This window comes from Luteolibacter pohnpeiensis (assembly GCF_016595435.1).
Taxonomy (GTDB): Bacteria; Verrucomicrobiota; Verrucomicrobiia; order Verrucomicrobiales; family Akkermansiaceae; genus Luteolibacter; species Luteolibacter pohnpeiensis.
Window position 1 is genome coordinate 79,820 of the sequence record NZ_JAENIJ010000007.1, and the last position, 24,045, is coordinate 103,864.

General features: G+C 53.8%; 15 protein-coding genes. 3 read left to right on the plus strand and 12 right to left on the minus strand.

From position 1 onward, the window contains the following. Window positions 1-15 precede the first annotated feature (15 nt). The 8 genes from hrpA to JIN85_RS06370 all read right to left on the minus strand — a co-directional run bounded on the left by hrpA (window position 16) and on the right by JIN85_RS06370 (window position 13,906). Window positions 16-3,798 (minus strand): ATP-dependent RNA helicase HrpA, encoded by a 3,783-nt coding sequence (hrpA, locus tag JIN85_RS06335; protein WP_200268769.1) that lies wholly within the window; start codon window positions 3,796-3,798, stop codon window positions 16-18. After that, window positions 3,719-5,764: an ATP-dependent helicase gene (locus JIN85_RS06340; RefSeq protein ID WP_200268771.1), complete on the minus strand. Its 2,046-nt coding sequence runs from the start codon at window positions 5,762-5,764 to the stop codon at window positions 3,719-3,721. Before JIN85_RS06340 ends, hrpA begins: the two co-directional genes overlap by 80 nt. Before the next feature lie 15 nt (window positions 5,765-5,779). Beyond that, the gene (locus tag JIN85_RS06345) at window positions 5,780-6,508 is read right to left on the minus strand and encodes an alpha/beta hydrolase (protein WP_200268772.1); all 729 of its coding nucleotides are present in this window, start codon (window positions 6,506-6,508) and stop codon (window positions 5,780-5,782) included. Between the two features lie 16 nt (window positions 6,509-6,524). Further along, the gene (locus JIN85_RS06350; RefSeq protein WP_200268774.1) at window positions 6,525-7,412 is read right to left on the minus strand and encodes an NAD(P)-dependent oxidoreductase; all 888 of its coding nucleotides are present in this window, start codon (window positions 7,410-7,412) and stop codon (window positions 6,525-6,527) included. A 52-nt stretch (window positions 7,413-7,464) separates the two neighbouring features. Then, complete coding sequence (locus tag JIN85_RS06355) at window positions 7,465-9,849, minus strand: glycoside hydrolase family 15 protein (protein WP_200268777.1); 2,385 nt, start codon at window positions 9,847-9,849, stop codon at window positions 7,465-7,467. A 4-nt stretch (window positions 9,850-9,853) separates the two neighbouring features. Continuing rightward, complete coding sequence (gene cax / locus JIN85_RS06360; RefSeq protein WP_200268779.1) at window positions 9,854-11,026, minus strand: calcium/proton exchanger; 1,173 nt, start codon at window positions 11,024-11,026, stop codon at window positions 9,854-9,856. 120 nt (window positions 11,027-11,146) lie between these two features. After that, window positions 11,147-11,620, minus strand: coding sequence for a cupin domain-containing protein (locus JIN85_RS06365; RefSeq protein ID WP_200268780.1), 474 nt, complete (start codon window positions 11,618-11,620; stop codon window positions 11,147-11,149). Window positions 11,621-11,638: 18 nt separating this feature from the next. After that, entirely contained in the window at window positions 11,639-13,906 is a 2,268-nt protein-coding gene (locus tag JIN85_RS06370; protein ID WP_200268783.1) for a hypothetical protein, read from the minus strand. A 118-nt stretch (window positions 13,907-14,024) separates the two neighbouring features. Here JIN85_RS06370 and JIN85_RS06375 point away from each other — a divergent pair, with 118 nt between their 5' ends. Next, window positions 14,025-16,382 (plus strand): sensor histidine kinase, encoded by a 2,358-nt coding sequence (locus JIN85_RS06375; protein WP_200268785.1) that lies wholly within the window; start codon window positions 14,025-14,027, stop codon window positions 16,380-16,382. Continuing rightward, window positions 16,379-17,005, plus strand: coding sequence for a response regulator transcription factor (locus JIN85_RS06380; RefSeq protein ID WP_200268787.1), 627 nt, complete (start codon window positions 16,379-16,381; stop codon window positions 17,003-17,005). The genes JIN85_RS06375 and JIN85_RS06380 overlap by 4 nt, the downstream gene beginning before the upstream one ends. A 12-nt stretch (window positions 17,006-17,017) precedes the next feature. Here JIN85_RS06380 and JIN85_RS06385 read toward each other — a convergent pair whose 3' ends face one another. From JIN85_RS06385 to JIN85_RS06400, 4 genes are all read right to left on the minus strand, one after another. Then, the gene (locus JIN85_RS06385) at window positions 17,018-18,874 is read right to left on the minus strand and encodes an ABC transporter ATP-binding protein (protein ID WP_200268789.1); all 1,857 of its coding nucleotides are present in this window, start codon (window positions 18,872-18,874) and stop codon (window positions 17,018-17,020) included. After that, on the minus strand, window positions 18,871-20,742 hold the full coding sequence (locus tag JIN85_RS06390; protein WP_200268791.1) for an ABC transporter ATP-binding protein: 1,872 nt from the start codon (window positions 20,740-20,742) through the stop codon (window positions 18,871-18,873). The genes JIN85_RS06385 and JIN85_RS06390 overlap by 4 nt, the downstream gene beginning before the upstream one ends. A 322-nt stretch (window positions 20,743-21,064) precedes the next feature. Continuing rightward, window positions 21,065-22,066, minus strand: coding sequence for a sulfite exporter TauE/SafE family protein (locus JIN85_RS06395; RefSeq protein ID WP_200268793.1), 1,002 nt, complete (start codon window positions 22,064-22,066; stop codon window positions 21,065-21,067). A 59-nt stretch (window positions 22,067-22,125) separates the two neighbouring features. Beyond that, a complete protein-coding gene (locus JIN85_RS06400) occupies window positions 22,126-22,359 on the minus strand; it encodes a hypothetical protein (RefSeq protein WP_200268795.1) in 234 nt (77 codons plus the stop codon). 158 nt (window positions 22,360-22,517) lie between these two features. Here JIN85_RS06400 and JIN85_RS06405 point away from each other — a divergent pair, with 158 nt between their 5' ends. Beyond that, window positions 22,518-24,038, plus strand: a complete 1,521-nt coding sequence (locus JIN85_RS06405; protein ID WP_200268797.1) for a hypothetical protein — start codon at window positions 22,518-22,520, stop codon at window positions 24,036-24,038. Window positions 24,039-24,045: the final 7 nt, after the last annotated feature.

The following is a 24,045-nucleotide window of genomic DNA, read 5'->3' on the forward strand; positions in this document are numbered from 1 at the left end:
GCACTCCACCCGGGATCAGGCAAGCCTGCCAACCACTTCAGCGATCCGCTTTTCAGAAATTTTCCAAATGCAGGGAACATCAGGAGCAAATAACGAAACCCGATACTCCTCCAGCATCCACCCGGCATTCCACAAGGTGGCATCATCCGGATTTTCGATCCAACGCGCGAACCATGGGCACCAGTATTCGCGCAATCGCTGCATTTTTTCCAAATCCTTCACCATGGGTAGCGAAGCAATGCGCCCAAGCCGCGAGCGAATCGCCTTGAGCCGACGCGGATAGTCTTTCAGCCCGGAAAATCCTACACGCCAGGCAAATTGTCTGCGCAATAACCAAGCAAGTTGCTCGTCCAGGTCATCCGCGATTTCGCCATAATTCCGATCGCCCTTTTTATCCGCGATCCAATCGCGAATCTCCGGCAACTGGTCGAGCAGATCATCCACCGATCGGCCGACCATCGTCGCCGCCTCATACCACTTGCCCCTGACGTTTTGATTCAGCTGGCGAAAATCCTCCGGCGATCGCGGAAATTCACCACCTGCAGCACCTTCAGCTGCGAGTAGTATGAGATCTTCCAGTGTGGTGCCACCATCACCCAGACGTGACAGCTCGACTTTCGCCATCATCCCCAAGGGATACTTTTTCATCAAATAAGCCACCTCACCATCATGCGCCAAACACAGCAACCGCGCACCGCCACGGCGATGGGATTGGGTCGCTTCTTCCGCCACGCTGAATGCTTTGACTCCGACGCTTTTCCCCTCGTCAACCAATGCCGGAAACGCCGCGCCGCCCGGCGTCATCACCTGATCCGGCAGACTCTCTCCGTCCCAAGAACTGATGCCACTGCGCTCGACATCCGCATTGGCCGCCGCCTCGAAACGAACCCGCATGTAATCGGCGAGCTGCAATTTCAAAACCGCCACATGGGTTCCCATCGCCAGTTCCTCGCCTTCATCATCGCACACCCAGATTTTGGTCACCAATGACAAGGGCAGGCGTTCAGCATCGAATGCATCGATTGGAACAAACGCGCCGGTTCGATCTTTCACATGCTCGGCAAGGGCACGAAAAATCGGCTGGTCCTTCGGGGCAAATCTCCACAGCTCCGCAAATCCCTCCGCCACTTGGGCGATGGGTTGGCAGGCTTTTCGCAAATCCTTGGGAAGCGACCGCAATAAGACCTCCGCACGTTCCGCGAGATCGCCATCGACGCCCCAATCCGGCAGCCAATCAGGAAGTCCGGGAAGCTGATCCACATGGACTCCTAACGTCACACCGTCATCCCGTTCACCGGGTGCGGTGTGATAATACAATTGATATTCGTCATCCCCGTATCCCAATGAGTCTGGATATCCCTCAACTCCGAGATATGCCATATCTTCATCGAGCACATCAGCCACCTGCATGATGAGGCGATCTTCATCCTCACCATTCCATTTGTGAAACGCCGCGGCCGTGTTGATTCGCTCTGGAATGCGATCCTCAAAAAATCGCAACACCGCCTCATCGCTCCACAAGCCGCCGGGCCGTCTGAGTTTTTGCTCGATCGCCTGCAACTCCTCACGCAGCTCTTCCATACGGAGGAGAAAGCGCGCCTTGCGACGCAGTCCTCCGCCAACGATGCCCTCGCGCAAAAAGACCGAGTGAGCCGCTTTCGGATCGACACGCCCATAGTGAATGCGCCGCCCCTGAACCACCGGCAAGCCACCACAGATCACCCGTTCCTTGCCATAAACCGCCCCCTGTTTCTCGTCCCAATGAGCTTCACCGTATTTGCTGGAGCAAAGATGAGGAGCCACCGCCTCCACCCATGCAGGATCGATCTTGGCGACACGTCTCGCCCACAGGCGCGAGGTCTCGACCAATTCCATTCCCATCACCCACTCCCAGCGCTTGCCGATGTTGAATAATCCGGAGCCTGGAAATACGGCAAAAAATCCGCCCGAGGCGCTGCGATAAGCTTTGTTCTCCCGATCCCACAACCCGAATTGCCGTGGGACGCCCGACAGCAATGAACGATGAATGGCAGCGTAGGCAAAACTGCTGCCGATCTCACCAACTTTGATTTTCCACTCGCGCTCGATCAGGCTTGTTAGTTCATCCGCAACGTTCGCCCACTCCATCACCCGGCGAGCATTCAGGAATGACGCACCGGCGAATTTCCGCAGCGCGTTGCGCTTCCAGCGGCCGCGATCATCGCGGAACTCCGTCACGTCTTTCCACATCCGCAGCAGCCCGATGAAGTCACTCTCGGCGTCCTTCCATTTGGCATGTGCCGCATCCGCTTCACGTGCTTTTTCCGCCGGGCGTTCGCGTGGATCGTTCGATTCCAAGGCGGCGACAATCGGAAGAACTTCCGCCAGGCAATTTTCCTTACGCGCCTCGATCAGCATCCGTCCGAGGCGCGGGTCGACCGGCAGTCGTGAAATCTGCCGACCGTAATCGGTTAGATTCTTCGCCTTATCCAGCGCGCCAACTTCCCGCAAGGTCCGGTAGCCCTCGGCGATGGCCTTGGGTGCCGGAGGATCGAGAAACGGGAACTCAGAAATTTCCGGCAAACCCAGCGATTTCATTCGCAGGATGACGCCAGCCAGAGAGCTGCGGCGTATTTCCGGGTCAGTGAATTCAGGCCGTTCGGTTAGATCGGCTTCCTCATACAGTCGGACGCAAGTTCCTTCGCGCACCCGTCCGCATCGGCCTTTTCGTTGCCGGGCACTTGCCTGGCTCACGGGCTCGATCTGAAGTCTCTGCACCCCTTTGCCCGGACTCCATCGGCTAACTCGCGCCACGCCCGCATCGACCACACAAGCGATGCGAGGAATGGTCAACGATGTCTCAGCGACGTTCGTGGCAAGAACCAGCCGCCGCTTGTTTCCCGGCTGAAAAACCCGCTGTTGATCTCCCAAACCCAGGCGGGCAAACAAGGGCAAAACCTCGGTGCCACGGTATTTCCGACCGTCTAACACATCCGCACATTCACGAATCTCCCGCTCGCCCGGTAAAAACACCAACACATCGCCGGTCGGGTCGACCACCGTCAGCTCATCCACCGCACGAGCCACATGTTGCGGCAAATCCTCATCGTCTTTCGGCGGAAGATAAAACTCGCTAACCGGAAACATCCGGCCTGGAGCTTCGATCACAGGTGCCGGTTCCCCATTGAACTCGAAAAAACCTGCAAACGAACCCGCATCCAGCGTTGCGGATGAGATGATCACTTTGAAATCCGGGCGGCGCTGCAGGACGCCTTTCAGATAACCTAACAAAAAGTCAATGTTGAGCGAACGCTCGTGTGCCTCATCGATGATCAAAGCCGCATATTGACCCAGATCACGATCCCCCTGGGTTTCGGCAAGGAGGATGCCGTCCGTCATGAATTTGATCCGCGTGTCCCGCGTGGTTTTATCTTCGAAGCGAACCTGATAACCGACGAAGTCGCCGAGCTCGACCGACAGCTCCTCCGCCACCCGCTTTGCAACGCTTGCGGCGGCAATTCGGCGAGGCTGGGTGCAACCGACACGGCCACCCTTTTCGCCTAATGCCTCTGCCACCATTTTCGGCAATTGCGTGGTTTTTCCGGAACCGGTTTCGCTGACAACCACGACGACACGGTGCTTCCGAACCGCAGCGAGAATCTCGTCCCGATGCTCCACGACCGGCAATTCAGCCGGGTAATTCCATCTCCCTGAAAATCCGCTCATGTCGCCAGCCCGATCAAAACGGCTCATCATCATTCCATCCCCGATCCATCCCGACTTTCCATTCCTCAACCATTTCCGCTGGAAAATCTTCAAGGAACCTCGAAGGACGGGTGATGATGTCGCCGGTGTAGGATTTGGGATTCATCATCGGATAACTCAAATAAAGATCATCCTTCGCACGGGTTAGAGCGACATAAAACAAGCGCCGTTCCTCCTCAAGTGCCGCCTGATCATCCGAATCCAAAATCCGCCCGTTCGGGAATTGCCCGTCCGCCAGCCAAATCAAAAACACCGCCTTCCACTCCAGCCCCTTGGCTTGGTGAATGGAAGAAAGCGTCACCTTTTCATCATCGTTCGCACTGCGGTCCCCTGTCGGTTCGCCATCGACGGCGCTCATCAATGAAAGTTGCGCCAGAAACTCTTCGATGTCCGTGAAATTCCCACCATACTGGGAGAGCTGCTCGATGTCACTACGACGATTGTCGTAGTTATCGAAGTTTTCCTTGATGTAGTCATCGTAGACCCCTTCCAGAACGCTGAAAATCATTTGCGACGGTGCCACAAATTCGCCATCCGGTGACAATTCGTCCAACGTGTAGCAAAGCTGCTCCCAATGCTTCGCCGATTTTTTCGGAGCTTTGAACTGCAGGAAAAGATCCGACCACTTCGGCGGTGGCTGGGGGTTGTCAATGAAACCGGAATTGAGCCAGCTTTGCCAAAGTTTCTCCGCAGCCCCCGGGCCGATTCCGGGAAGGAGCATGGTCATTCTCTTGAAGCTCACTTCATCCTTTCGGTTCGTCACAAACCGCAGGAAGGCAGCAACGTCTTTGATGTGTGCTTGCTCGAAAAACCTCAATCCACTGGTGATGCCAAATGGAATACCGCGTCGTGTCAGCTCCATCTGCACCTCCAGGCTCTGGAAATGTGCGCGGTAAAGCACGGCCATTTCCTCAAGTTCGATGCCCTCATCCCGAAGCTCAAGAATGCGTTGCGCGACAAATGCCGCCTGCGTGTTCGGGTCCTCCACCGCGACCAACGCAGGCTTGATCCCCGTGCCTTGGCGCGACGATCTCAGATCCTTTTCGAAACCGGCAGTATTTGCCCGAATGGCGGCGTTGGATAAATCGAGAATTTCCGGAACACTGCGATAATTCGTCTCGATTTTGAATACCTTCGATCCCGGCCAGGTCGTTGGAAAACTCAAAATGTGATCCATGTCCGCACCGCGCCAGGAATAAATCGACTGAGCATCATCGCCCACCGCCATGAGGCTGTTAGATCCACCTGTTAGAAGGAAAATCATCCTGCCCTGCACCGAGTTGGTGTCCTGATACTCGTCGACCAACAAATGCCGGAAGCGCTTTTGATAGAGTGCCAGCACCTCCGGTTGCTCCTCGAATAGGCGGACCGTCTGGCCTAACAAATCGTCGAAATCCATCGAGTTGGTCGCCTGTTTCTTCGCCGCATAGCCTTCTTTCACTTTCGCGATCTCATCGATCCAATCGTAGAAGTAGGCATACCGGCCCGCAACGACCTGTTCCAAGGTGGCACCCGTGTTTTCTATCAGGCTGAAAATGCTGGCCAAGACATCCGGCTTCGGGAAACGGCGCTGTTTGGTATCGATTTCACAAGATGCCACCACGGCGGAAAGCAGCGATTTCTGGTCATCGCGATCCAGAATTGAAAAGGACCTAGTGAAACCCAAATCCTCTGCATGGCGGCGTAGAATCCGATTCCCAATCGAATGGAACGTCCCGGCCCAAAGATCGGAAATATCCTGCGGCACCAATTCGCGGACGCGTTCGATCATTTCCCGCGATGCCTTGTTCGTAAACGTCAGCAGCAGGATTTGTCGCGATTCCACTCCGTGATCTAACAGCCAAGCGACACGGTAAGTCAGGGTCCGGGTTTTTCCTGAACCGGCGCCTGCAATGACCAATGCCTTGCCTGGCGGAGATGAAACCGCGGCATATTGCTCGGTATTGAGCGCGGCAACGTAATCGATTCCGGAAGCATGAGCTGCCGGAGTTGTGCGATGAATCGTGTATTCGCGCGCCATCAGCTCACTTATCTCTTACAGCAAATTCGCGGTCAACCACGAGTCCACGCACGAGATGATTTGTGGATACGATTCTTGATCGAAGGAATGTTCCGCATCCGGCACTGCGACCCAGCGTTTTTCGCAACTCGCGGCAGCGAAAGCATCCTTGCCGTGTTGAATCGGCACCACGTCATCCGCCGTTCCGTGAATGATCAACCAGGGTTGGGTGATGCCGGACGCGGCTTCGAGCGTGTTGTCGATTTTCTTCATGTCTTCGGCAAACGCCTCGGAAAGCGGGCAATCGGGATCATCCCACATGCAGCCTTCGCCAGGTGTCACATCGCCGAATTCGCGATCCAGAAATTCGCGAGTGTAGGTCATTCCAGCGAGGGAAACCAGCAGCTGAATCCGCGGATCACGCGCTGCCGTCAGCACCCCGACCGCCGCGCCCATGCTGTGCCCCACGTAGGCCACTCTTACATCCTGCGGAACAAACGTGAGCACGGATGACAAATCCCCGACTTCCTTGGAAATGGTGGAGTCCGTGAATTCGCCATCGGACTCGCCATTCCCTGAAAACGAAATTCTCAGGCATGGCCAACCTTTCGCGGCAAGACCTTTGGCCAAGGCGACCAATAGTGGTCTGTCCTTATTTCCGGTCACGCCATGTCCGAGCACCACCAGCACATTGCTGCGGGTACCGGGATGGAAATTGTGATCGATTCGCTCGCCAAAAGTATTTCGTATCTCGCTGGAAGTCATGAATTCAGAGGTATTTTTACGCGCCAGCTCGATCCGCAAATGTGAGTTCGGCGACGGCCGATTTATCAAGATCGCCAAGGCCAAGGTCAATCAAACGCTCATATTGGGCCTGGGTTGCCTGAGAAAGCGGGACATTGATGCCGACATGGTCCGCCAAAGCATTCGCTATGCCGCTATCCTTGGCTGCATGAGCCGCCGAAAAGTAGCAGTCGTGTTCCCGCGCAATCATGTCGTCGCCATCCGTCTCCAGAACCCGCGAATTGGCGCCGGTTTGTGAGAAGATTTTCTTCAAAACGCCGGGGTCTAGTCCGAGCGCAACGCCCAGTCCGAGCCCTTCAGCCAAGCCTGCGGTGTTGATATTCATCACCATGTTGACCAAAGCTTTGATTTTCGCGGCATTTCCGACCGGTCCGACGTGCATCAGCGAGGTCGAAAGATCGTTCAACAACGGTTCGGCCTTCTTGAAAACCTCCTCGTCCCCGCCAATCATGAGGTAAAGCGTGCCTTGACGTGCCTGTGTGATGCTTGAAGCCATGCTAGCGGCAAGGGTTTGCGCACCGACTTCTGCCGCAGCTTTCGCCGCCGATTCGTGGGCCGCCGGGCTCACGGTGGCACAATTGATGAAGAGGCGTCCTTCGGCCCCCACCAGCAAGGATTCCTCGCCAGAAAAAATCCCGTTCATCGCCGCATCGTCCGTCACGACGGTGAAAATCACGTCACTTCCGGCCGTAACCTCCGGCAGCGATTTGGCGGAGGAGCAGCCCAATTCGGCGGCTAGAGATTCCGCCAAGGTCGTGTGCTGATCGTAGACGACGGTGACCTTGTAGCCCAGATCCGACAAGCGCCTCGCCATGTTGGCCCCCATTCTGCCCACACCCACAAATCCGATTCTTGCGTCTTTCATCGGCGCAATCTGTCCGTCTGATCGCTATTCTGCAACTGCAAGTTGCAGCAGATCATCGAAGGACGAAGTGGAAATTCCGGTTCTCCCAATGATTTCCCTGTTTCCAGCAGAAGGTGAATCGAACCAAGGTCCCGGATTTCAGCTCTGAAGTCGGCAAATCCACCCACCACAAATCCAGAGTTTCATGATAAACCAGTTCCAGATCCGTGTGCGTATTCCAATCGTTCGTGCTGAATCGGACCATCGCTGCTTGATCGAGAACCACGCGCATTTTTTGTCCCGGATCGACCGACTGAAGCTGGTGAGAGAGCGTCCAGATCGAAACAGATGCGGCAACCCGATTGGCGACGTAGCGCTGATAGACGGGTTCCATTCGATCAAAACAAACGCCATTTCGGCGACTGTTCACCAGCGCCAGGTATTCCGCGTGGGACCAGCAAAGTGGCATCGCCGACCCGGTCGGGGCGCCCATTTTCATTTTTCCATCGGGCAGGTCTTCCGCATCCCAAAGTTGCTCCGGCAGCATACCGCCCTCATTGGCGAAATCCTCGATGGCTTGGATGAATGGCAAAGGGTCCTTGCCTGCCGCAAGTTCGTAGTGACCCCGCTCGCCGGTAAGAATGACCCAGCAGCGTCCCTCGCCGGTTCCGTCGAAGGCAGTTCCATCGGGATTCTGGCCATAACCATCATGGTTGTATCGCCGCCAGCTCGGGCCCTGCGGCAATTCACGCTTCAGCACATGATCGAGCACCGCGATGGAGTCGACAATCAGCGGGTCGCTTGCATCACGGATGCCAAGCCGAACCAATTGCAGGAAGTCGCCGCTAATGACGTTTCGTGCCGGGTGGATGCCACCTCCATTGGCGATGTGGATTTCCACGGTATCTGGATCCGGTGAAGCCACAGGATCTCCGGGATCAGCTGGCGTGATGCGGATGTAATGCTTGGGCGTTCCTTCCAACAACTCACCGCACTTGGTGGTGGTCCATTTTTCGAGATTCGCTTCGAGCCAGTCCGCATGATCTAACAAAATCCGGGCCGTTTCGTCATCGTCCTGGCGGCTTGCGAATTCGGCAGCACCGACAAGTCCCGCAATGAGCGATGCCAAAGTTGATGGCGAGTAGCCGGCATTTTCTTCCCACCGCTCCTGCCCCGTGACAGGACCATTCAGAATCAGAAATCTGGCGGCACGGAAGACCACCGTCCGCGGATCAAAATCCCGCAGGGCATCATGCTGCAAAAGCCTCCACGCCAGTAAAATCGGAGCGGCGACTTCATCGAGTTGAATCGCCTGCCAATACGGTGCTCCGTTGATCCCACTGTTTTGTGGCAGACAGCCATCAGGTGCCTGCACACAGGAAAGCCAGATCAATGCACGCAGTGGCGATTCGGTTTCACCACAAGCCAGCAATGCCGTGGCGGTGTGGACCATGTCGCGGGTCCAAACCAAATGATATCCTCCGCGATCGCTATCATCTTTAATCTCGCCCCATGGGATGCTCAATGAAGCCACAGAGGCTCCGGGGAAAATCTTATCTTCATGCGCTAACAACACGCACTTGCTCAAACGAACCATCGATGCGCCATCCCCCGTGTGACTGGCCAGATCCATATCATTACGAGTCCGCTGCCATTGCTCGAAATATCTTTTTTTCAGCTGATCGAATGGCGTCGCGAATGCCTGGAGGAGCTGTGTCGATGCACTTTGCTGGCTATAGCCAAATCCAACGCCAACCGTGAACTCCAAGCCATCGGTTAGATCGACTTCTGCAGTCAATGCCAGGTTGCCATCCACGGCTGACTGAAATTCCCAATCCATCTGGAAGTTATCCATCAAATCCCGCCAGCCATCGCTTGCTCCGACGAATCCGACCGAGCGCTTTGAGAAATCCGGGTGGCAGCCGAGCATGAGATGAATTTCCTCCCGATAAGCATGCAGCAGATTTCTTCCGCCAACATCTTCCCAGCGAGCGTTGTTATTTCGACCCGTCCCCTTCACATGCGGAGCGAGCAGGACATACATGCGCAGCTTTCCTTCATAGCTAGGATCAAGGATTTCGAGTTTGGTATGAACGAGCAAGACCGGCGAATGCGGCTCGCCCAGGATTTCCTTGATGATCCGGTAACGCCCACCGCGATCGCGATTGATCAAGCGATAGAATAACACGTTTTCCTCTGGATACTCGACCTCGTGATCCATGTCCGTGCTTTCCTGATGGCAAAACGTTTCGCCATCGCTGATGAGGAATTGCAAATCGCGCGTATTCGGCAGATCCACATGCGGATAATAAATTTCGTTCACGATGCCATGACTCAAGGTGAACCAGACATTTGAGCTGCTTGAATAAGCGGTCCCGACCCCAATCTTGGCACTCGACGTCCAACGGGGTTCGATGCCCGGGGCACCGAATGCAATCGATGATGATGGATGACTCATAAATCTACGGTTTGGCTTCGTTCAGGACTTTGGGCGCAGAGTTTGGCATCGGCTCTTGGGTCGATTCCGGTAGAAAATAAAATAACACTGCGATGATCAGATACACCGAGAGCAACTGCGCCCCTTCGAGCCAATTGCATTCACCGTCCCCGCAAATCTGAACCAAGATTGCGACGGCGACTCCAACGGCAACCACTTCCGGCAGCGAGAATTCCAAATTCATCGGTTGACCGAAAAAGTAGGACGCAAAGAGCAAGACGGGCGTCACGAACAAGGCGATTTGAATGCTGGATCCAGTGGCAATCCCGAGACTCAGATCCATTTTGTTTTTTAAAGCGACCACCACCGCTGTCGAGTGCTCGGCGGCATTGCCCACGGTTGCGACAACGATCACACCAACAAAAACTTCGGACAGTCCCAACGCATGCCGAGCAGCTTCAATCGAACCAACGAGGAACTCACTCATGAAAGCGACCAGAATCGTGGCACCTGCCAAAATCAACGTGGACCGGCCGATCGACCAGGCATCATTCTCCGGATCCCCATCATCTTCACCGTTGAATAATCCTTTATGAGTGACCAAAGAAAACAACAGCCACAATAGATAGGTCACCAACAACAATCCGGCGATCGCCAATGACAGTTTTTGTTCCGAATCCGGCGACCATCCCGCTGGCGTCGCTGCGGCGGACCAATGAAAGATCGTCGGAATGGTTAGACCGATCGCGGCAAGGCTGAGCGATGTCGAAGAAATACGTGCCGCCGTTTGGTTGAATGTCTGTCGGGGATAACGAATGCCACCCGCCAGCAATGATGCTCCAACCACTAACAGAATGTTGCCGATGATGGATCCGGTAATTGATGCCTTCACCACGCCTGTCAGTCCCTTCGAAAGGGCCATCAGACCGATGATCAACTCCGCGGCATTGCCAAAAGTCGCGTTCAGCAAACCTCCAATGCCAGGCCCTGCGCGTTCGCCTAAATGCTCGGTCGCGCGCCCCATCCATCCAGCCAGCGGAATGATACCGACTCCAGAAATCAAAAAGAGCAGCGTTTGATGATTCCATCCTGGCACGTAGCGGATTGCAAATGCCACCGGCACCGCAAGCAGCAGCCAATCAATCGGACGTAAAACGCCAAATATCGTAGGCTTGCCGGAATCAGGAACGCTGTGCATCGGCGCCAAACCTGCTCCATCCTCCGACAATCGCAACCCATTCGTGAGATCAATTCCCACCTCACCTCAAAGCTGGATCGAAACGCTCCCGATCCAGCTCCGAATCTCAACTAGACCCGCCTAGGAGGGCACCAGGGTTGCGGGATCGACAAATTCGATCCCATGGGCGACTCCGATCTCGGCGATGGTTGGGAAATCCGGGCCATCGGGCCGATAAAAGGGCTTCTCACATTGGGAAAAAAACGATTTTAACCCGTCTGAATTTGTCAGCACGTAGAGTTTGCCCGGAGTGTCTCCAATGTTGCGGAACGTATGAGCTTTTCCCCTAGGCAGATACACCGCTGTCCCCGGTCCACCCTCGGTCCATGTTCCGTCAAAGAAGAACGAGAACCGGCCTTCTATCACCAGGAAGAATTCATCTTCGCGGTGGTGAATGTGCGGGGCCGGACCATCTTGAGGTGGTGCAATGTACAAGCCACCGGAAAGCCATCCATTCGTGGTCGTTCCATTTAAGAAAAAGTCGAATTCTCCGCCGAATACCGGCATGAAGTTTTCTTCACCGGGTTGTCTGATATTTTTGTTAGATAAGTTCATCGAAGTGAGTGTTTGGTATCAATGTTGTGTATTTTCATCCGGTGCCATCTGGGGCGTAACGGAAGGCCAGGAAATTTTCACCGACCCTTCTGAAGTCGGCCATGTGAGGGTATTACCGCGAAAAACTGCATTCAGAGGATTGATCGATATTTCAGGTGGAGGATAACCAAGCCCGGACAAACCAATCCCGATCGTCTCATGAACCGTGTTTATACTTCCGTCCGGCTGGACGATTTTGGTGGTTTCCACGTAAGTGCCATCCGCCACCAGACCGAACGGAAAGATCCGGGAATTAAGCATATCGATTGCCCCTGAATTCCAGATCACCTTTTGCAATGATCCGTCATTCTCTGGAGTGTTCGGATCGATCGATGTTAATGTGGATCCGCCCGACCAAGTCACCGTAACCCCGGTCTCTGGCTGGTGAGTGCCCGAGGCGGAAATGGTTCCGGTACAATCCGCCATATTGGAAAATGCGGTCGGAAGATATTGCACCGGCATTTCAGGTACACCGCGGCTGCCGTGAATATCACCACGGAACTTCACGTTTAGATCCATCACGACTTTTTTCGAGCCCAGCCCAGTGATCTCGTATTTGAAGGGAACCGTCCATTGAGTGATCGGAACGGGATTGCTAACAGTTGGAAATGGATCATTCAATTTCACCTGGATCGCTCCGACTGGAGGAGAAGAAGGCACGCGGATCGTGATTCCAACGTCAGGCTCCCAGCGAACGACTTTCATCGCCACGCCGCCCCATTCAACAGCTCGCTTGGTCTCGCCCGGATCCGCACCAAAATCTCCCTCGATGAGATATTTCGAGTAAGGTTCATTATCATAAGCCGACTCGGATAAAACCCGCATGATCGAAGGCTTGAGCAGATGACAAGGCTGAGTCGGATGATGTTTCCAGATCAGCTTCGCATTGGGCCGGTTCTGATCCGGGTATTTTGGACTAGGGTCATAGTAGTAACCCCGGACATCCATCCACCAATCAACCGCAGCAAACGTAAATGGCCGCTCCTTCGGACTGGAAATCGGCGGTTCCTGATTCATTCCAAGCAGCCGGTCAAAGATTTTCAGGCACGGGGTTCCGCTGTAATTTCCGGAAAGCCAATCGTAGCTCGCGTAAGATCCAACGCCTTGATCAATGAATGCCTGAGCGATGTCGGCAGTTGCACCGAAACAAGCATCGACCACCACGAGTGAGTGCTTGGCAAAGCGAAGATGGTTTTTCACAAACCCGGCATTGATCGTGTAAAATGGAGCTGGCTGCCCTTCCTCTCCCGCAAGCCCAAGCTCACCGCTCTTCAGCATCGCCGAATACTGTCCCTGAGTCGCAATCTGCCGAGTGACGAGCCCAACTGCGTCCGATCCATCGGGTTTTCGATATCCGCATCCATGGCTTTGCCAAAACATCACACCAATCTCTTGTGATGCGGACCAATTCATGATCTCCGCCAAGGTCGGACTGGAGTAATGGTGTGTATTGTATTGGTTGGCACTCAACCAGCCATTGATGACCGGACCCGAATTTGGAAAATGTTCCTCCAGCGAAAATGAAGTGATCGCGAGGTTGCTGCCCGGTAGCTCGATCGTTGAATTTCCTGCATCGAATGCTTTCGCATTGCCAGGTGCGATGGGAGAAAATGGATCGCTCAGCGCCGATGATATCGTTTGAGACTCCGGCGGATCATTTGAGAATCTGGGTTTGTTCATCAACATCCCAATGGTTCCATCTTTGAACAAGAACGAGACGCTGTCGGAAATGGCTGAAACGCTGGCACTGGCAACCTCCGGTTGTTCCAGCAACCAACTGATAAGCATTTGTTGCGATTGCGCACGTGGCAAATCCCCCCACTCTGTCATCTTACCGGTTGCGAAAGAAATGATATCTAACTGTCTCTGACTTCCGTTGGTCGTGGCATACTCGATTTGACATAAATTACTGTCATGAAGCTCCACTGTCGGCAAATCGTCATCCGGACTGACGCTGACACGAGCGAACATATGCCCTGCGGGGCGCACTTGCTCAGGGAGCCAGAACGTCACGGTTGCAGCGGAACCCTCCGATTGGGTTCCGATCATTTTTCGCCAGCTGGATTCCGGTTCCAGGCGATCCGAAATCTCAAGCACGGCTTGTTTTGAACCCTCGGGAATGGCCACCTCGATTTTAAATTTCCCATCGGGTTCAAAGCCGGAGCCCAAGTTCCTCGGCTCATCGGCAAGGGCAAGAATCGCCAGGGCCAGACTGGTGATGCAGATCAGAATTAAAGTGAAGTTCATCGGCAGATCGGGGTCGAGGTCGGCGACTATTTCGGCTTAACTCGATTTCGTAAATGGGCCGAAAGGTGCATCACCTGCCTCTTTTCAAACCATCCGGTTTCGTGCATAAAACTCACCCATGCTGACGCCCCGCGATGGAAACTCTGAACCGCTACACGATAGCGCGGAGTGGTTTCGTCTGTTATTCGAACGCAGTGCCGATGCGATGACTCTGGTTGATCCAGCGACTGGCATGTTTGTCGACTGCAACGAGGCTTCAGCAAAAGCTGTCGGTGCCAAGGATCGTTCAGAGATGATCGGGATTTCGCCTGCCAAAGTGGCGCCGGATTATCAACCGGATGGCAGAACCTCGCGCGAAGTTGCGGCAGAGGCAATCAGCTCAGCCATTCAGAATGGAAGTCACCGCTTTGAATGGTTGCTGCGTCGTCTCGACGGACGGGAAACTCATGTCGATGTGGTCGCCACCGCGTTATCTTCTGCAGGCCGAACTTTAATTTTGACCACCACCCGGAACATCGAGCGAAGCAAACAAATCGAAGCCGATCTCAGGATTTCAGAAACCCGGTGGCGCCGCGTGTTTGAGCAGCTCCCCATGAGCATGCAGGTTTTCGCACCAGATGGAACGAGCAGGCAGATCAACAGCGCCTATGAGAAACTGTTTCATCTATCCGCGGAGGATTTGATTGATTTTAATATCTTACAAGACGAGCAATTACAAAAAGCAGGTATCACCGACAACATTCGCAGCGCATTCGAAGGTGACATATCCGTCGTCCCGCCGATTCCGTTTGAGTTGCGCCTGACCTCAGACGAACTTTCCAGAGGCCTCAAATGGATTGGATCTACGATGTTTCCCGTATTCGATGCGGAAGGGAAAATCATCGAGGTCGTTTGTGTTCATGAGGATCACACCGATCGAAAACTCGCAGAATATGAAGTGCGATTGTTGAACCAGAATCTGGAACAACGGATCGCGAAAAGAACAGCGGCGTTGCGCGAGTCAGAAGAAAAATTCAAGGCCTTGTTCGAATTTTCACCGTTAGGCATGGCGCGTGTCAGCTGGGAGGGAGATCTGCTTCAAGTGAATGAATCGTTCGCACGGACGATCGGATACACACCCGAAGAAACCACACAGCTCACCTATTGGGACATCACGCCTGAAAAATATCGGGATCAGGAATTGTTAATTCTCGATCTGGTGAAACGCGAAGGCCGATTTGGTCCATTCGAAAAAGAATACATCCATCGCGACGGACATCTGGTTCCCATCGTGATCAATGGCATGCTCATCCGTGGAATTGATGGGCAGGAAGAACTATGGGGCATCGTGGAAGACATCACGCCACGCCGCCAGGCGGAGCAAACCATTCGTGAATCTGAAAAGAAATTCCGCACCTTATTCGAAGAATCCAGCCACGGCGTGATGTTGCATGCGGCTGACCATTGCTTCAGCGAAGTCAATCCGGCCGCAGCTGAAATTTTTGGCATGTCACCTGCGGAATTTGTGGGCAAACACCCGGCCTCACTCGCTCCGGAATATCAATCCACAGGGGAACTTTCCTCGATCGTTGCCGAACGGGAAATCCGCAAATGCCTGGAGGCCGGGACCGCTCGATTCGAATGGACACATATCCACACGCTGGGTCATGAGATCCAGGTTGAGGTGGTTCTTAGCCGTATCCAGTCCGGTGCAAAGCATCTGATGCAAGCGGTGGTCACCGATATTTCCGAGCGCAAGCGGGCCGAAACCGAGCTCAAGCGGGCCTTGGAAAGAGAACGCGAGTTGAATCAACTGAAGAGCAATTTCGTGTCGATGGTCTCACATGAATTTCGCACACCGCTAGGCATCATCCAATCATCTGCGGAGATACTTCACGATTACCTTGGACAGTTGGAAGCAGCGGAGCGCGATGAGCAGTTGCAATCGATCATCAAGAATTCAAAACGAATGGCTGGCTTGATGGAAGATGTCTTATTGTTAGGTCGGCTCGATTCCGGTCGGATGGAATTTTTGCCCCGTCCGCTCGATCTTTCCGGATTGTGTCGTCGTTTGGTCGACGAAGTCCGCTCCAGCACCGAGAACTTTTGCCCGATTGAGTTTTCCACCGCGCGCCTTCCGTTAGAAGCATTGGTTGATGAAAGGTTATTGCGGCACATCCTGCTCAATCTGCTCAACAACGCAGTCAAATATTCGAAAGATCAGCAGCCGGTGAAATTCCGCGCTCAGGCGAATGACCACTCCGTCATCTTCCAAATCCGCGATCATGGCATTGGAATTCCGGACGTAGACTTGCCGAGTTTGTTCGAAGCATTCCGCCGTGGGTCCAACGTCGGACAAACACCGGGCACCGGACTGGGCCTCGTCATCGTTAAACAAAGTGTCGAGCTTCATCAGGGCCAAATCGAAGTCGAGACCCGGCAATCCAGCGGCACCACCTTCACCGTTACCATTCCGCTTTTCCCCGAACTAGCATGAAAACCATTCTCATCATTGAGGACGAACCCGAAATGCGTCGCAACCTTGCCACCATCCTTCGTCTCGAAAAATATCGTCCGTTAGAAGCAGGAAACGGAAGAGAAGGTGTCGATCTCGCGCTGAGTGAATGCCCGGATTTGATTCTTTGCGATGTGATGATGCCGGAACTTGATGGTTATGGAGTCTTAGCCGAGTTGCGCAGCCAGTCATCCACCGAAGCGACTCCTTTCATCTTCCTCACCGCACGCGGTGAAAAACCAGACATCCGCGCCGGGATGAATCTGGGCGCCGACGACTACCTCACCAAACCCGTTGCGAAATCCGATTTACTGAACGCGATCTCATCACGGCTGAGACGAGCCGAACAAACAGGGACCGGATTCCAACCGGACTTTGCATCGCCAGCCCCACTCATCGCTGCATTTGGTTTAACCCCGCGTGTCGCAGAAACCTTACTCTGGCTAGCGCAGGGAAAAACCAACGGCGACATCGCACTCATCCTCGGAATCAGCGAGAGCACGGTCAAAAAGCATGTCCTTGAAATCTTCATGGCCTTGAATGTTGAAACCAGAACTGCAGCTTGCTTGATGGCTCTGGAAGCGATGTCCAAATCCCGAAAGTGATCTCAACTCACTTCATCCGTTGGCTAAAGTATCAATCAAGGATGCTTCATTTTCCGCTTCGAATTGGCGCGTATAGAGCAAGTAATAGTGCCCTTTGGCAACCATCAGGTCGTCATGATTGCCGCTTTCCAGAATCCGTCCTTTTTCAATGACCAGGATGCGATCCGCCGTTCGAATGGTCGACAGGCGGTGCGCAACCACGAAACTGATGCGGCCGTGAAAGATCGCTTTCAGTCCGTTCTGGATGAGTTGTTCCGTCTCCGTGTCGATCGATGAGGTCGCTTCATCCATGATGAAGATCCGCGGATTGGCAAGCAGCGCCCGAGCAAAAGAAACCAGCTGTTTCTGCCCTGTCGACAAGCGGTTCCCGCCCTCACCGACATCGGTTTCATAGCCATTCTCCATCGCCCGGATGAACCCATCTGCATTGACGCTTCGCGCTGCGGCTTCGACTTCCTCATCCGTCGCTTCCAACCGGCCATAGCGGATGTTTTCACGGATGGTGCCGCTGAACAAATGTGGACCTTGCAGAACGATACCGAGATTCGATTGATACCAATCGAGACTGCGATCTCGCAAATCCTGACCATTCACCAGAATGCGGCCGCCTGTTGGCTCGTAAAAACGTGCAGCCAAATTGACAATCGTACTTTTCCCACCACCGCTAGCTCCCACCAGCGCGATGGTCTGGCCTGAACTAACGGTTAGATTGAAGCCACTCAACACCGGCTCACCTGTGGTGTAGGCGAAATCAACATGGTCGAAGTCAATGGCCTCAATCTTGTCGGGATACCCGTCTATCGCAAGTTCCGCTGGACGACCCGGGCGGTTCCACTCTGTCAATCTGGCTTTTACCGCATCGCTATCTGAAATGCCCGGAGTGGTCGCGAGAAGACTGAGCACACGTTCACCAGCGGCTTGAGCTCCCTGCATGTTAACCAAAACCTGGGCGATTTGATTGATCGGATTGAAAAACTGCCCGGCATAGAAAATGAAGGCGACCAAGGTGCCGACACTCATGCCGCCACTTCGCACATCCACCCCACCTCTCCACAAGGCGATTCCCGCAGCGATACTTCCAAGTGTTAGAACGATCGGAATGTAAACCGCCGACTGCATGGCATTCTGGATCGAAACGCCATACATCTGGGACGACAATCCCTGGAACTCCTGCAGGTTTTGCTTTTCCCGAACCAGCGATTTGGAAGTTCTCAACCCCTGCAGCGCTTCTGCAAACGCAGCCGTGATCATCGAGTTATACTTCCGCGTTTCGCGTGAACTCAGCAGCAGTTTTTTCTGAAAGATCGCGCTGATTACCACCAACGGCGGAACCACTGATAAAACCAGCAAACCAAGGACCGGATGAAGCACGATGAGAATCACCGCGATCACCACGACAAGGCAAACTGCCCAGAGCAAATCAAGGCTTCCCCATGCGATGATTCGCGCGAGCTTGTCACAATCTGAAGTAAGCCTGGAAATCAACCAGCCGGTTGGGCGGTGATCAAAGTAAGCGAATTCCAGTTCCTGCAGTCTCTTGAAACATTCCTCACGAATGTCGTGGCTCATGTTATTCGACAAGCCGCCTGCCGAGTTGATGAACGTCCAGACACCGATCGCGAGCATGAATGTTAGACCTGTGTAAACCGCAATCGGCGGCCACAAGTTCACTTCTGTTTTACCAACGACAGAGTCGACCGACCAACGGGTCACCAAGGCAAAACTCGCATCACACAAGGCGATGACCACCGCCGAAATCGCAAGCGGTATCAGCAATCGCCGATAAGGCAACGCATGCCGAAACACGCGCCCCCACAACTTCAGGTCCAGCCGATCGCTGAACACATCTTCCTGAGCCTCTTCTTTCATCGTGAAATGGGATGGATGGGAGATTGATCTCCCGTTGATAATTCTACCTCTGCCTTGACGGCGTTTTGAATGGTCCAAAGGCGGCGATAGAGCCCCTCCTGGACAACAAGTTCTTCGTGAGTTCCCTGTTGGATCACTTTGCCATGTTCAAGAACGACCACACGGTCGGCGTGAGACAAAGTTGAAAGCCGGTGAGCTATGACGAGCGTGGTTCTTTTGCCATGACGCTGCCTGAGCGCTTGCAGGATGGTTGCTTCCGTTTCCGCGTCGACCGCGCTCAAGGCATCGTCTAACAACAGAACCGGCGTTTCACGCAGCAATGCCCGGGCAAGAGCAACACGCTGGCGCTGGCCACCAGACAATGTCACCCCTCGTTCACCCACCAGAGTTGAATAATCCGAGGGAAACCCACGAATGGTATCGTGAATATCCGCCAATCTTGCGGCTTCCTGGATTTCCTCGTTTGCCGCGCCTTCGCGACCCAAGCGGATGTTTTCACCAATCGTCTTGGAATACAAAAAGGGTTCCTGCATGACCACGCTGAACTGGGAGCGAACCCATTGACGGTCCAGGTCCTTGAGCTCTCTGTCATCAAATTGGATCGAACCCGATTGATAATCGTACAGACGAAGCAGCAAATGCATCAGCGTTGATTTACCAGAACCGGACGGCCCCAATATGGCCAACGTTTGGCCAGGCTCGACGGTGAATGAGATGCCATTGATCGCCGCAGTTTCTTCCCCGTGGCTGAATACGAGATCCTTCACTTCGATCCGACCCTTCGCAGGGCCATCCGGCACACAGTTGCCAGGTGGTTTGCTTTCTTCAGGCTCAGATAGAATCTCCCCCATCCGGGTCAAAGCCACGGCTGACTTACCGAGGTCCGTCAGGGTTCTCCCCATTTGCCGCACGGGCCAGAGCAGGATGTTGAGAAACATGATGAATGCAAACAGAGTCCCAACCGTGAGTGAACCTTGGGAAATAAACCAAGCGCCCGAAAGCAGCACCAACCCCTGTTGGGCGAGCACGATCAAATCCGAGGTCGACCAATACCAGGACATCAACCGCAACAGGCGCAAACTCCGATCGCGGTAGAGTTTGTTAGGTTCGGCAAATTTTTTCATTTCAAATTCCTGCCGGGCAAACGCACGCACGACCCGCAAGCCTGTTAGATTTTCCTGAACAACACGGGTCACCTGCCCTTCCGCCTCATCCACTTCGAGGAACAAGTGCTTCACCCGGCCGATGTAAAAATATCCGTAAAGAATGATGGGCCCGACCAGTGTGAATGAAATCAGCGCCATCCGGGCATCTAACAGGAACATGATCGGCACTGCTGAAATCAGAAGCAACAGAGCATTGCTGATATCCACGACCTGACTTGATAAAGCCATTCTCAGCGTTTCCACGTCCGATGTGCAGCGCTGGATCAAATCGCCGGTCTCGGCGCGGTCATGATATTTCGCAGGCAATCGCTGGAGATGATCATACAGTTGATCTTTTACCTTCCGAGCGATGCCGTCTGATGCCATCGCGGCGAAACGGCCTTTTAGAAAACTAAAAAATCCGGCAAGCAACGTGAGCCCGATCATCAGCAGAGCGGGAAACCAAAGGTGATTTCTTATAAACTCGGCTCCACCCATCCAGGCGATCAATTGGCGCGTCAAAGGACTTTCCGGCGCGGACTTCGAAAACGCGGAATCAAGTGTCGCACTTCCAACAAGTGGAGTGGCATAATTAATCAGCGTAAACACAAACAGGGCGAAAATCGCTCTGCCGTAATACGCGCGGAATCCAGACATCAGTTTCCACAACAGCTTGATTGGCTGGAGGGTACTGTCAGGATCAGAAGTAGACCGGTTTGACATGGGTAATGAGTGAATTGGAAAAAAGAAACCCCGCGATCTGCGGGTTGCATCCAAGACTCATCTGGTTGCGCAGCCCGCGGGAAGTGGTTGGGGCTGGCAGATTGGTTAGATTGATCCAGCCATCAGACAACGCCCATTCCTGGATACCAGGAAACTCGAAAATTGGAGAGGCGAAGGACTTTCATCGGTTGAAACAGATTGGATCGATTAACGTGGCGATTTCTTATTCGATCCCATCCAATAGAAGCAAGATTATTTACGGAATATTATCGTCACGGATTTTTCTCCACCTGAATTGAACAGAATAAAATGGCGGTCACGCTCATCGCGATTGACCTCGCCGTGCAAGTTTCATGCCAGCTCGATGCAACCATTCGAAGCCCATGTTGAAAACCAGCACACCTCCCAAGGCGCCAATCACACCGACCAAGCCGAGCCTTTGCCATTCATCAGAAACGGTCCAAACGAATTGACCGATGCATAGGATGGACACGATGAGGAGCGTGGCTTTACGTCCAACCCGTTCGACCACAAACGCACCCAACGGAGCCCCCAGAATCACGACGGGAGCAGCAGCCAGCCAGTTTTCAAAAACACCGGGTTGGATACTGGCGGTGAGATTTTTCAGCAAGATTCCCAGCAAGGAAGTCCAAGCCATGATGATGACCGAAGTCGGAATCGCGATTTTCAAATCCGCCTGACAGAGCAGCACCAAAACCGCATAAAGAACCATGTCGATTCCCACTCCGGTGATCGCGGCGACGGTAGAGCCGGCGAGAAGGCCAATGAGGAATCCGGCATTTCGATCAAAGCGATGCGCTCCCGGAGCCATACCTTCGTGTTGGCATAACTCGCGCAATCGATACAAATGAAGCACTCCGAAACTGCACCACACCACGGCAAATAATAACTTAATGATGACCGGAGGTGCGAGTGGGGCGATATATAAAATCCCCAACGGAGTGCCAATGAGAGAGCCAAGCAGCGCCCAACGCAGCATCGGCCATTCCACTTCCTGGCGCCTGCATAGGATGAAAATCGAGGCGCTGGTCATGCCAACGCTTTGCACCGCAAAACTAAAATCCCGACCCAGCGTGGGTGCTTGTTTGAATAACAAAACCAGGACCGGAAACCCGACCGTCCCCCCACCCATCGGAGTTGCACCTGCAGCATAGGATCCCATGGCCATCGCCACCGCAATTCCCCAATGTTCCCGGATCGCCTGCCAATAATCACCGCTAATTACCAAAACCAGCCATCCGCCGTAAAATAACATCAACCAATTCAGCCAGGGCAACAAACGACAACGGTTCGGGCGAATCATAAGCGATGCGATAAAAATATGGATATGATCTGAGTGATTCCTCCAAGTCCATCATTGGGTCACAACTGCAGATTCAAAATTTCCGCGCTGACCTTCTCTTCCATGCCTGGCTCGATGCGAATGTAAATTTCCTGGAGACCCTTGGATGATTGAGTGACAGCCTTCAAGCCGCCGGAGACTTGCCGCTGGACTTTCAGGGAGCCTGTCCGACTGCCTGCTCCCAAGGATTTCCCACCGAAAGACCGACCAATGATCACCCCGACGACACCATCGAGCGCTTCGATTCGGCGCATGATTTGGTGGCATTCTTTGGAGGAACTTTGATGTCGGCCGCGCGATGGCATTGTTGCGGGAATCTTATATCCAGCTGGCGGGCAATGGGAATGCGAATTCAAAAAATTCGCGGCATTTGGCTCTTGTGACAATTTCCCAATGAGGTGATTCTCTGAACATGAATCTTTTCCGAGCGTTGCTGATCGCCCTTCCGGCATTATCCACGTCCCTTCCTGCTGTGGAAATCGTATCCTGGAAGGCCCCGGTCGATGATTTGGTGCCAGAACCATTCCACGCCCCGGGAGTAATCCGGTTACCTTATCCACCAGAAGAGTGTGTATTCTTTCAACCGGGCGACGAACTCTGGGACATCCGGCCGCTATTTGCCGATAGCGAGATGAATAAACAACTCCAGATCGAGTGGATCATCTGGGATGCGCGATCCGGTCGTGTCACCGCTAAGGGAGAAATGTCCGACCTGTGGAAAATCCATCAACGGTTGCGCGGACAGGATCAACCCTCCCACATTCGCCTGACCTTGAGTTTGTATGAGGTCCCACCAGATCAATCACGGCCTGTCATTTCATCCAAGCCGGCTGCCACCGTTTCATGGCTGACAGATAGCGATGAATTCGAGGTGGAGGCGGCTGATCCATTTTATCTGTTAGGGGCTACCGGCACAGCTCTGCTGGATGATACCAACACCGTGACGAGTGTGAAAATCAGCACCCGCAGCTGGCTGGGCGACCAGCAGCCGATGACGGTAGATACGGCATTTGATTTGGAAACCGGTGGATCACGCTGGTTCGCGCGCGATTTACTCGATGGCAAAGGAATGGATTTGGTCCTCTCTTCAAAAGCCGAACTGATCGACGGCACTCCAACAGACCAGATCACGCTGGTGCAGCACGGGAATGATGCGGTGAGCGTGAGCGATGAATTCAAATCCACTCGATTCCAATTGCCGGACGGACGCTGGGTGCACGCGCTTCCGTTTCCGTTGGATGTTTTCGCCAATTTGATTGAGACCAAGCCGGCTGGTAAAGGCATGGATGATCCGTTCGCCGCCACCAGTGATGGAGCTTCGGAATGGCGTCCGGTTGGCGACTTTCTCAAAAAGCAATTTCCCAAGTTGGCATCGATCGCGCCCCCGGATGACCTGCGTGCCACGATTCCCTATGATTTGCTGGATTTCAGGCCGTGGTTGCAACAGCACACCCCATCCGCCATCGAAGAATCATCCTTCATTGCTTACGATCCTTTGGGCGAACGGGTGATCGCGATCTCCAATGATCAAAATGACGGCCTCGATGAATTCGACCGCTACTTTTCCACATTGGATGATCCGGAAACACCGCATATTTTAGTCACTCTAACCGGCAATGGTAAAACCCAACTGGTCGGCATCTCAGGTCTAACGGCAAGCATCAGCCGCACCAGCAAACTCGGCCAGGAGCCAGAGCGGCTGATGGAAATCAGCCCGACATTTGGCGATGCCAACCCAGCCAATCCCGGATTGACCGAGCTGGGACTCAACTATCGATCCGGCCCAAGCGATAACAGGCCATCGTTCAGTATCAAATCCAAACTCCAGCTAGAGCCAGGTCAGCCGCTAGAGATCATGGGCAGCTCAGGGAGTGACGGTTCCGGCAGCGGTATCCGCCTGGAATGCGAGATGCTCGATACAGATACTCACTAACAATTGT

Bases quoted from the DNA above. Each gene is read 5' to 3' on its own strand.
- JIN85_RS06405 (WP_200268797.1), top strand. From the start codon at position 22,518: ATGAATCTTTTCCGAGCGTTGCTGATCGCCCTTCCGGCATTATCCACG.
- JIN85_RS06390 (WP_200268791.1), bottom strand. From the start codon at position 20,742: ATGTCAAACCGGTCTACTTCTGATCCTGACAGTACCCTCCAGCCAATC.
- JIN85_RS06345 (WP_200268772.1), bottom strand. From the start codon at position 6,508: ATGACTTCCAGCGAGATACGAAATACTTTTGGCGAGCGAATCGATCAC.
- JIN85_RS06340 (WP_200268771.1), bottom strand. From the start codon at position 5,764: ATGGCGCGCGAATACACGATTCATCGCACAACTCCGGCAGCTCATGCT.
- JIN85_RS06385 (WP_200268789.1), bottom strand. From the start codon at position 18,874: ATGAAAGAAGAGGCTCAGGAAGATGTGTTCAGCGATCGGCTGGACCTG.
- JIN85_RS06375 (WP_200268785.1), top strand. From the start codon at position 14,025: ATGCTGACGCCCCGCGATGGAAACTCTGAACCGCTACACGATAGCGCG.
- JIN85_RS06400 (WP_200268795.1), bottom strand. From the start codon at position 22,359: ATGCGCCGAATCGAAGCGCTCGATGGTGTCGTCGGGGTGATCATTGGT.
- JIN85_RS06370 (WP_200268783.1), bottom strand. From the start codon at position 13,906: ATGAACTTCACTTTAATTCTGATCTGCATCACCAGTCTGGCCCTGGCG.
- JIN85_RS06395 (WP_200268793.1), bottom strand. From the start codon at position 22,066: ATGATTCGCCCGAACCGTTGTCGTTTGTTGCCCTGGCTGAATTGGTTG.
- JIN85_RS06350 (WP_200268774.1), bottom strand. From the start codon at position 7,412: ATGAAAGACGCAAGAATCGGATTTGTGGGTGTGGGCAGAATGGGGGCC.
- cax (WP_200268779.1), bottom strand. From the start codon at position 11,026: ATGCACAGCGTTCCTGATTCCGGCAAGCCTACGATATTTGGCGTTTTA.
- JIN85_RS06365 (WP_200268780.1), bottom strand. From the start codon at position 11,620: ATGAACTTATCTAACAAAAATATCAGACAACCCGGTGAAGAAAACTTC.
- JIN85_RS06380 (WP_200268787.1), top strand. From the start codon at position 16,379: ATGAAAACCATTCTCATCATTGAGGACGAACCCGAAATGCGTCGCAAC.
- JIN85_RS06355 (WP_200268777.1), bottom strand. From the start codon at position 9,849: ATGAGTCATCCATCATCATCGATTGCATTCGGTGCCCCGGGCATCGAA.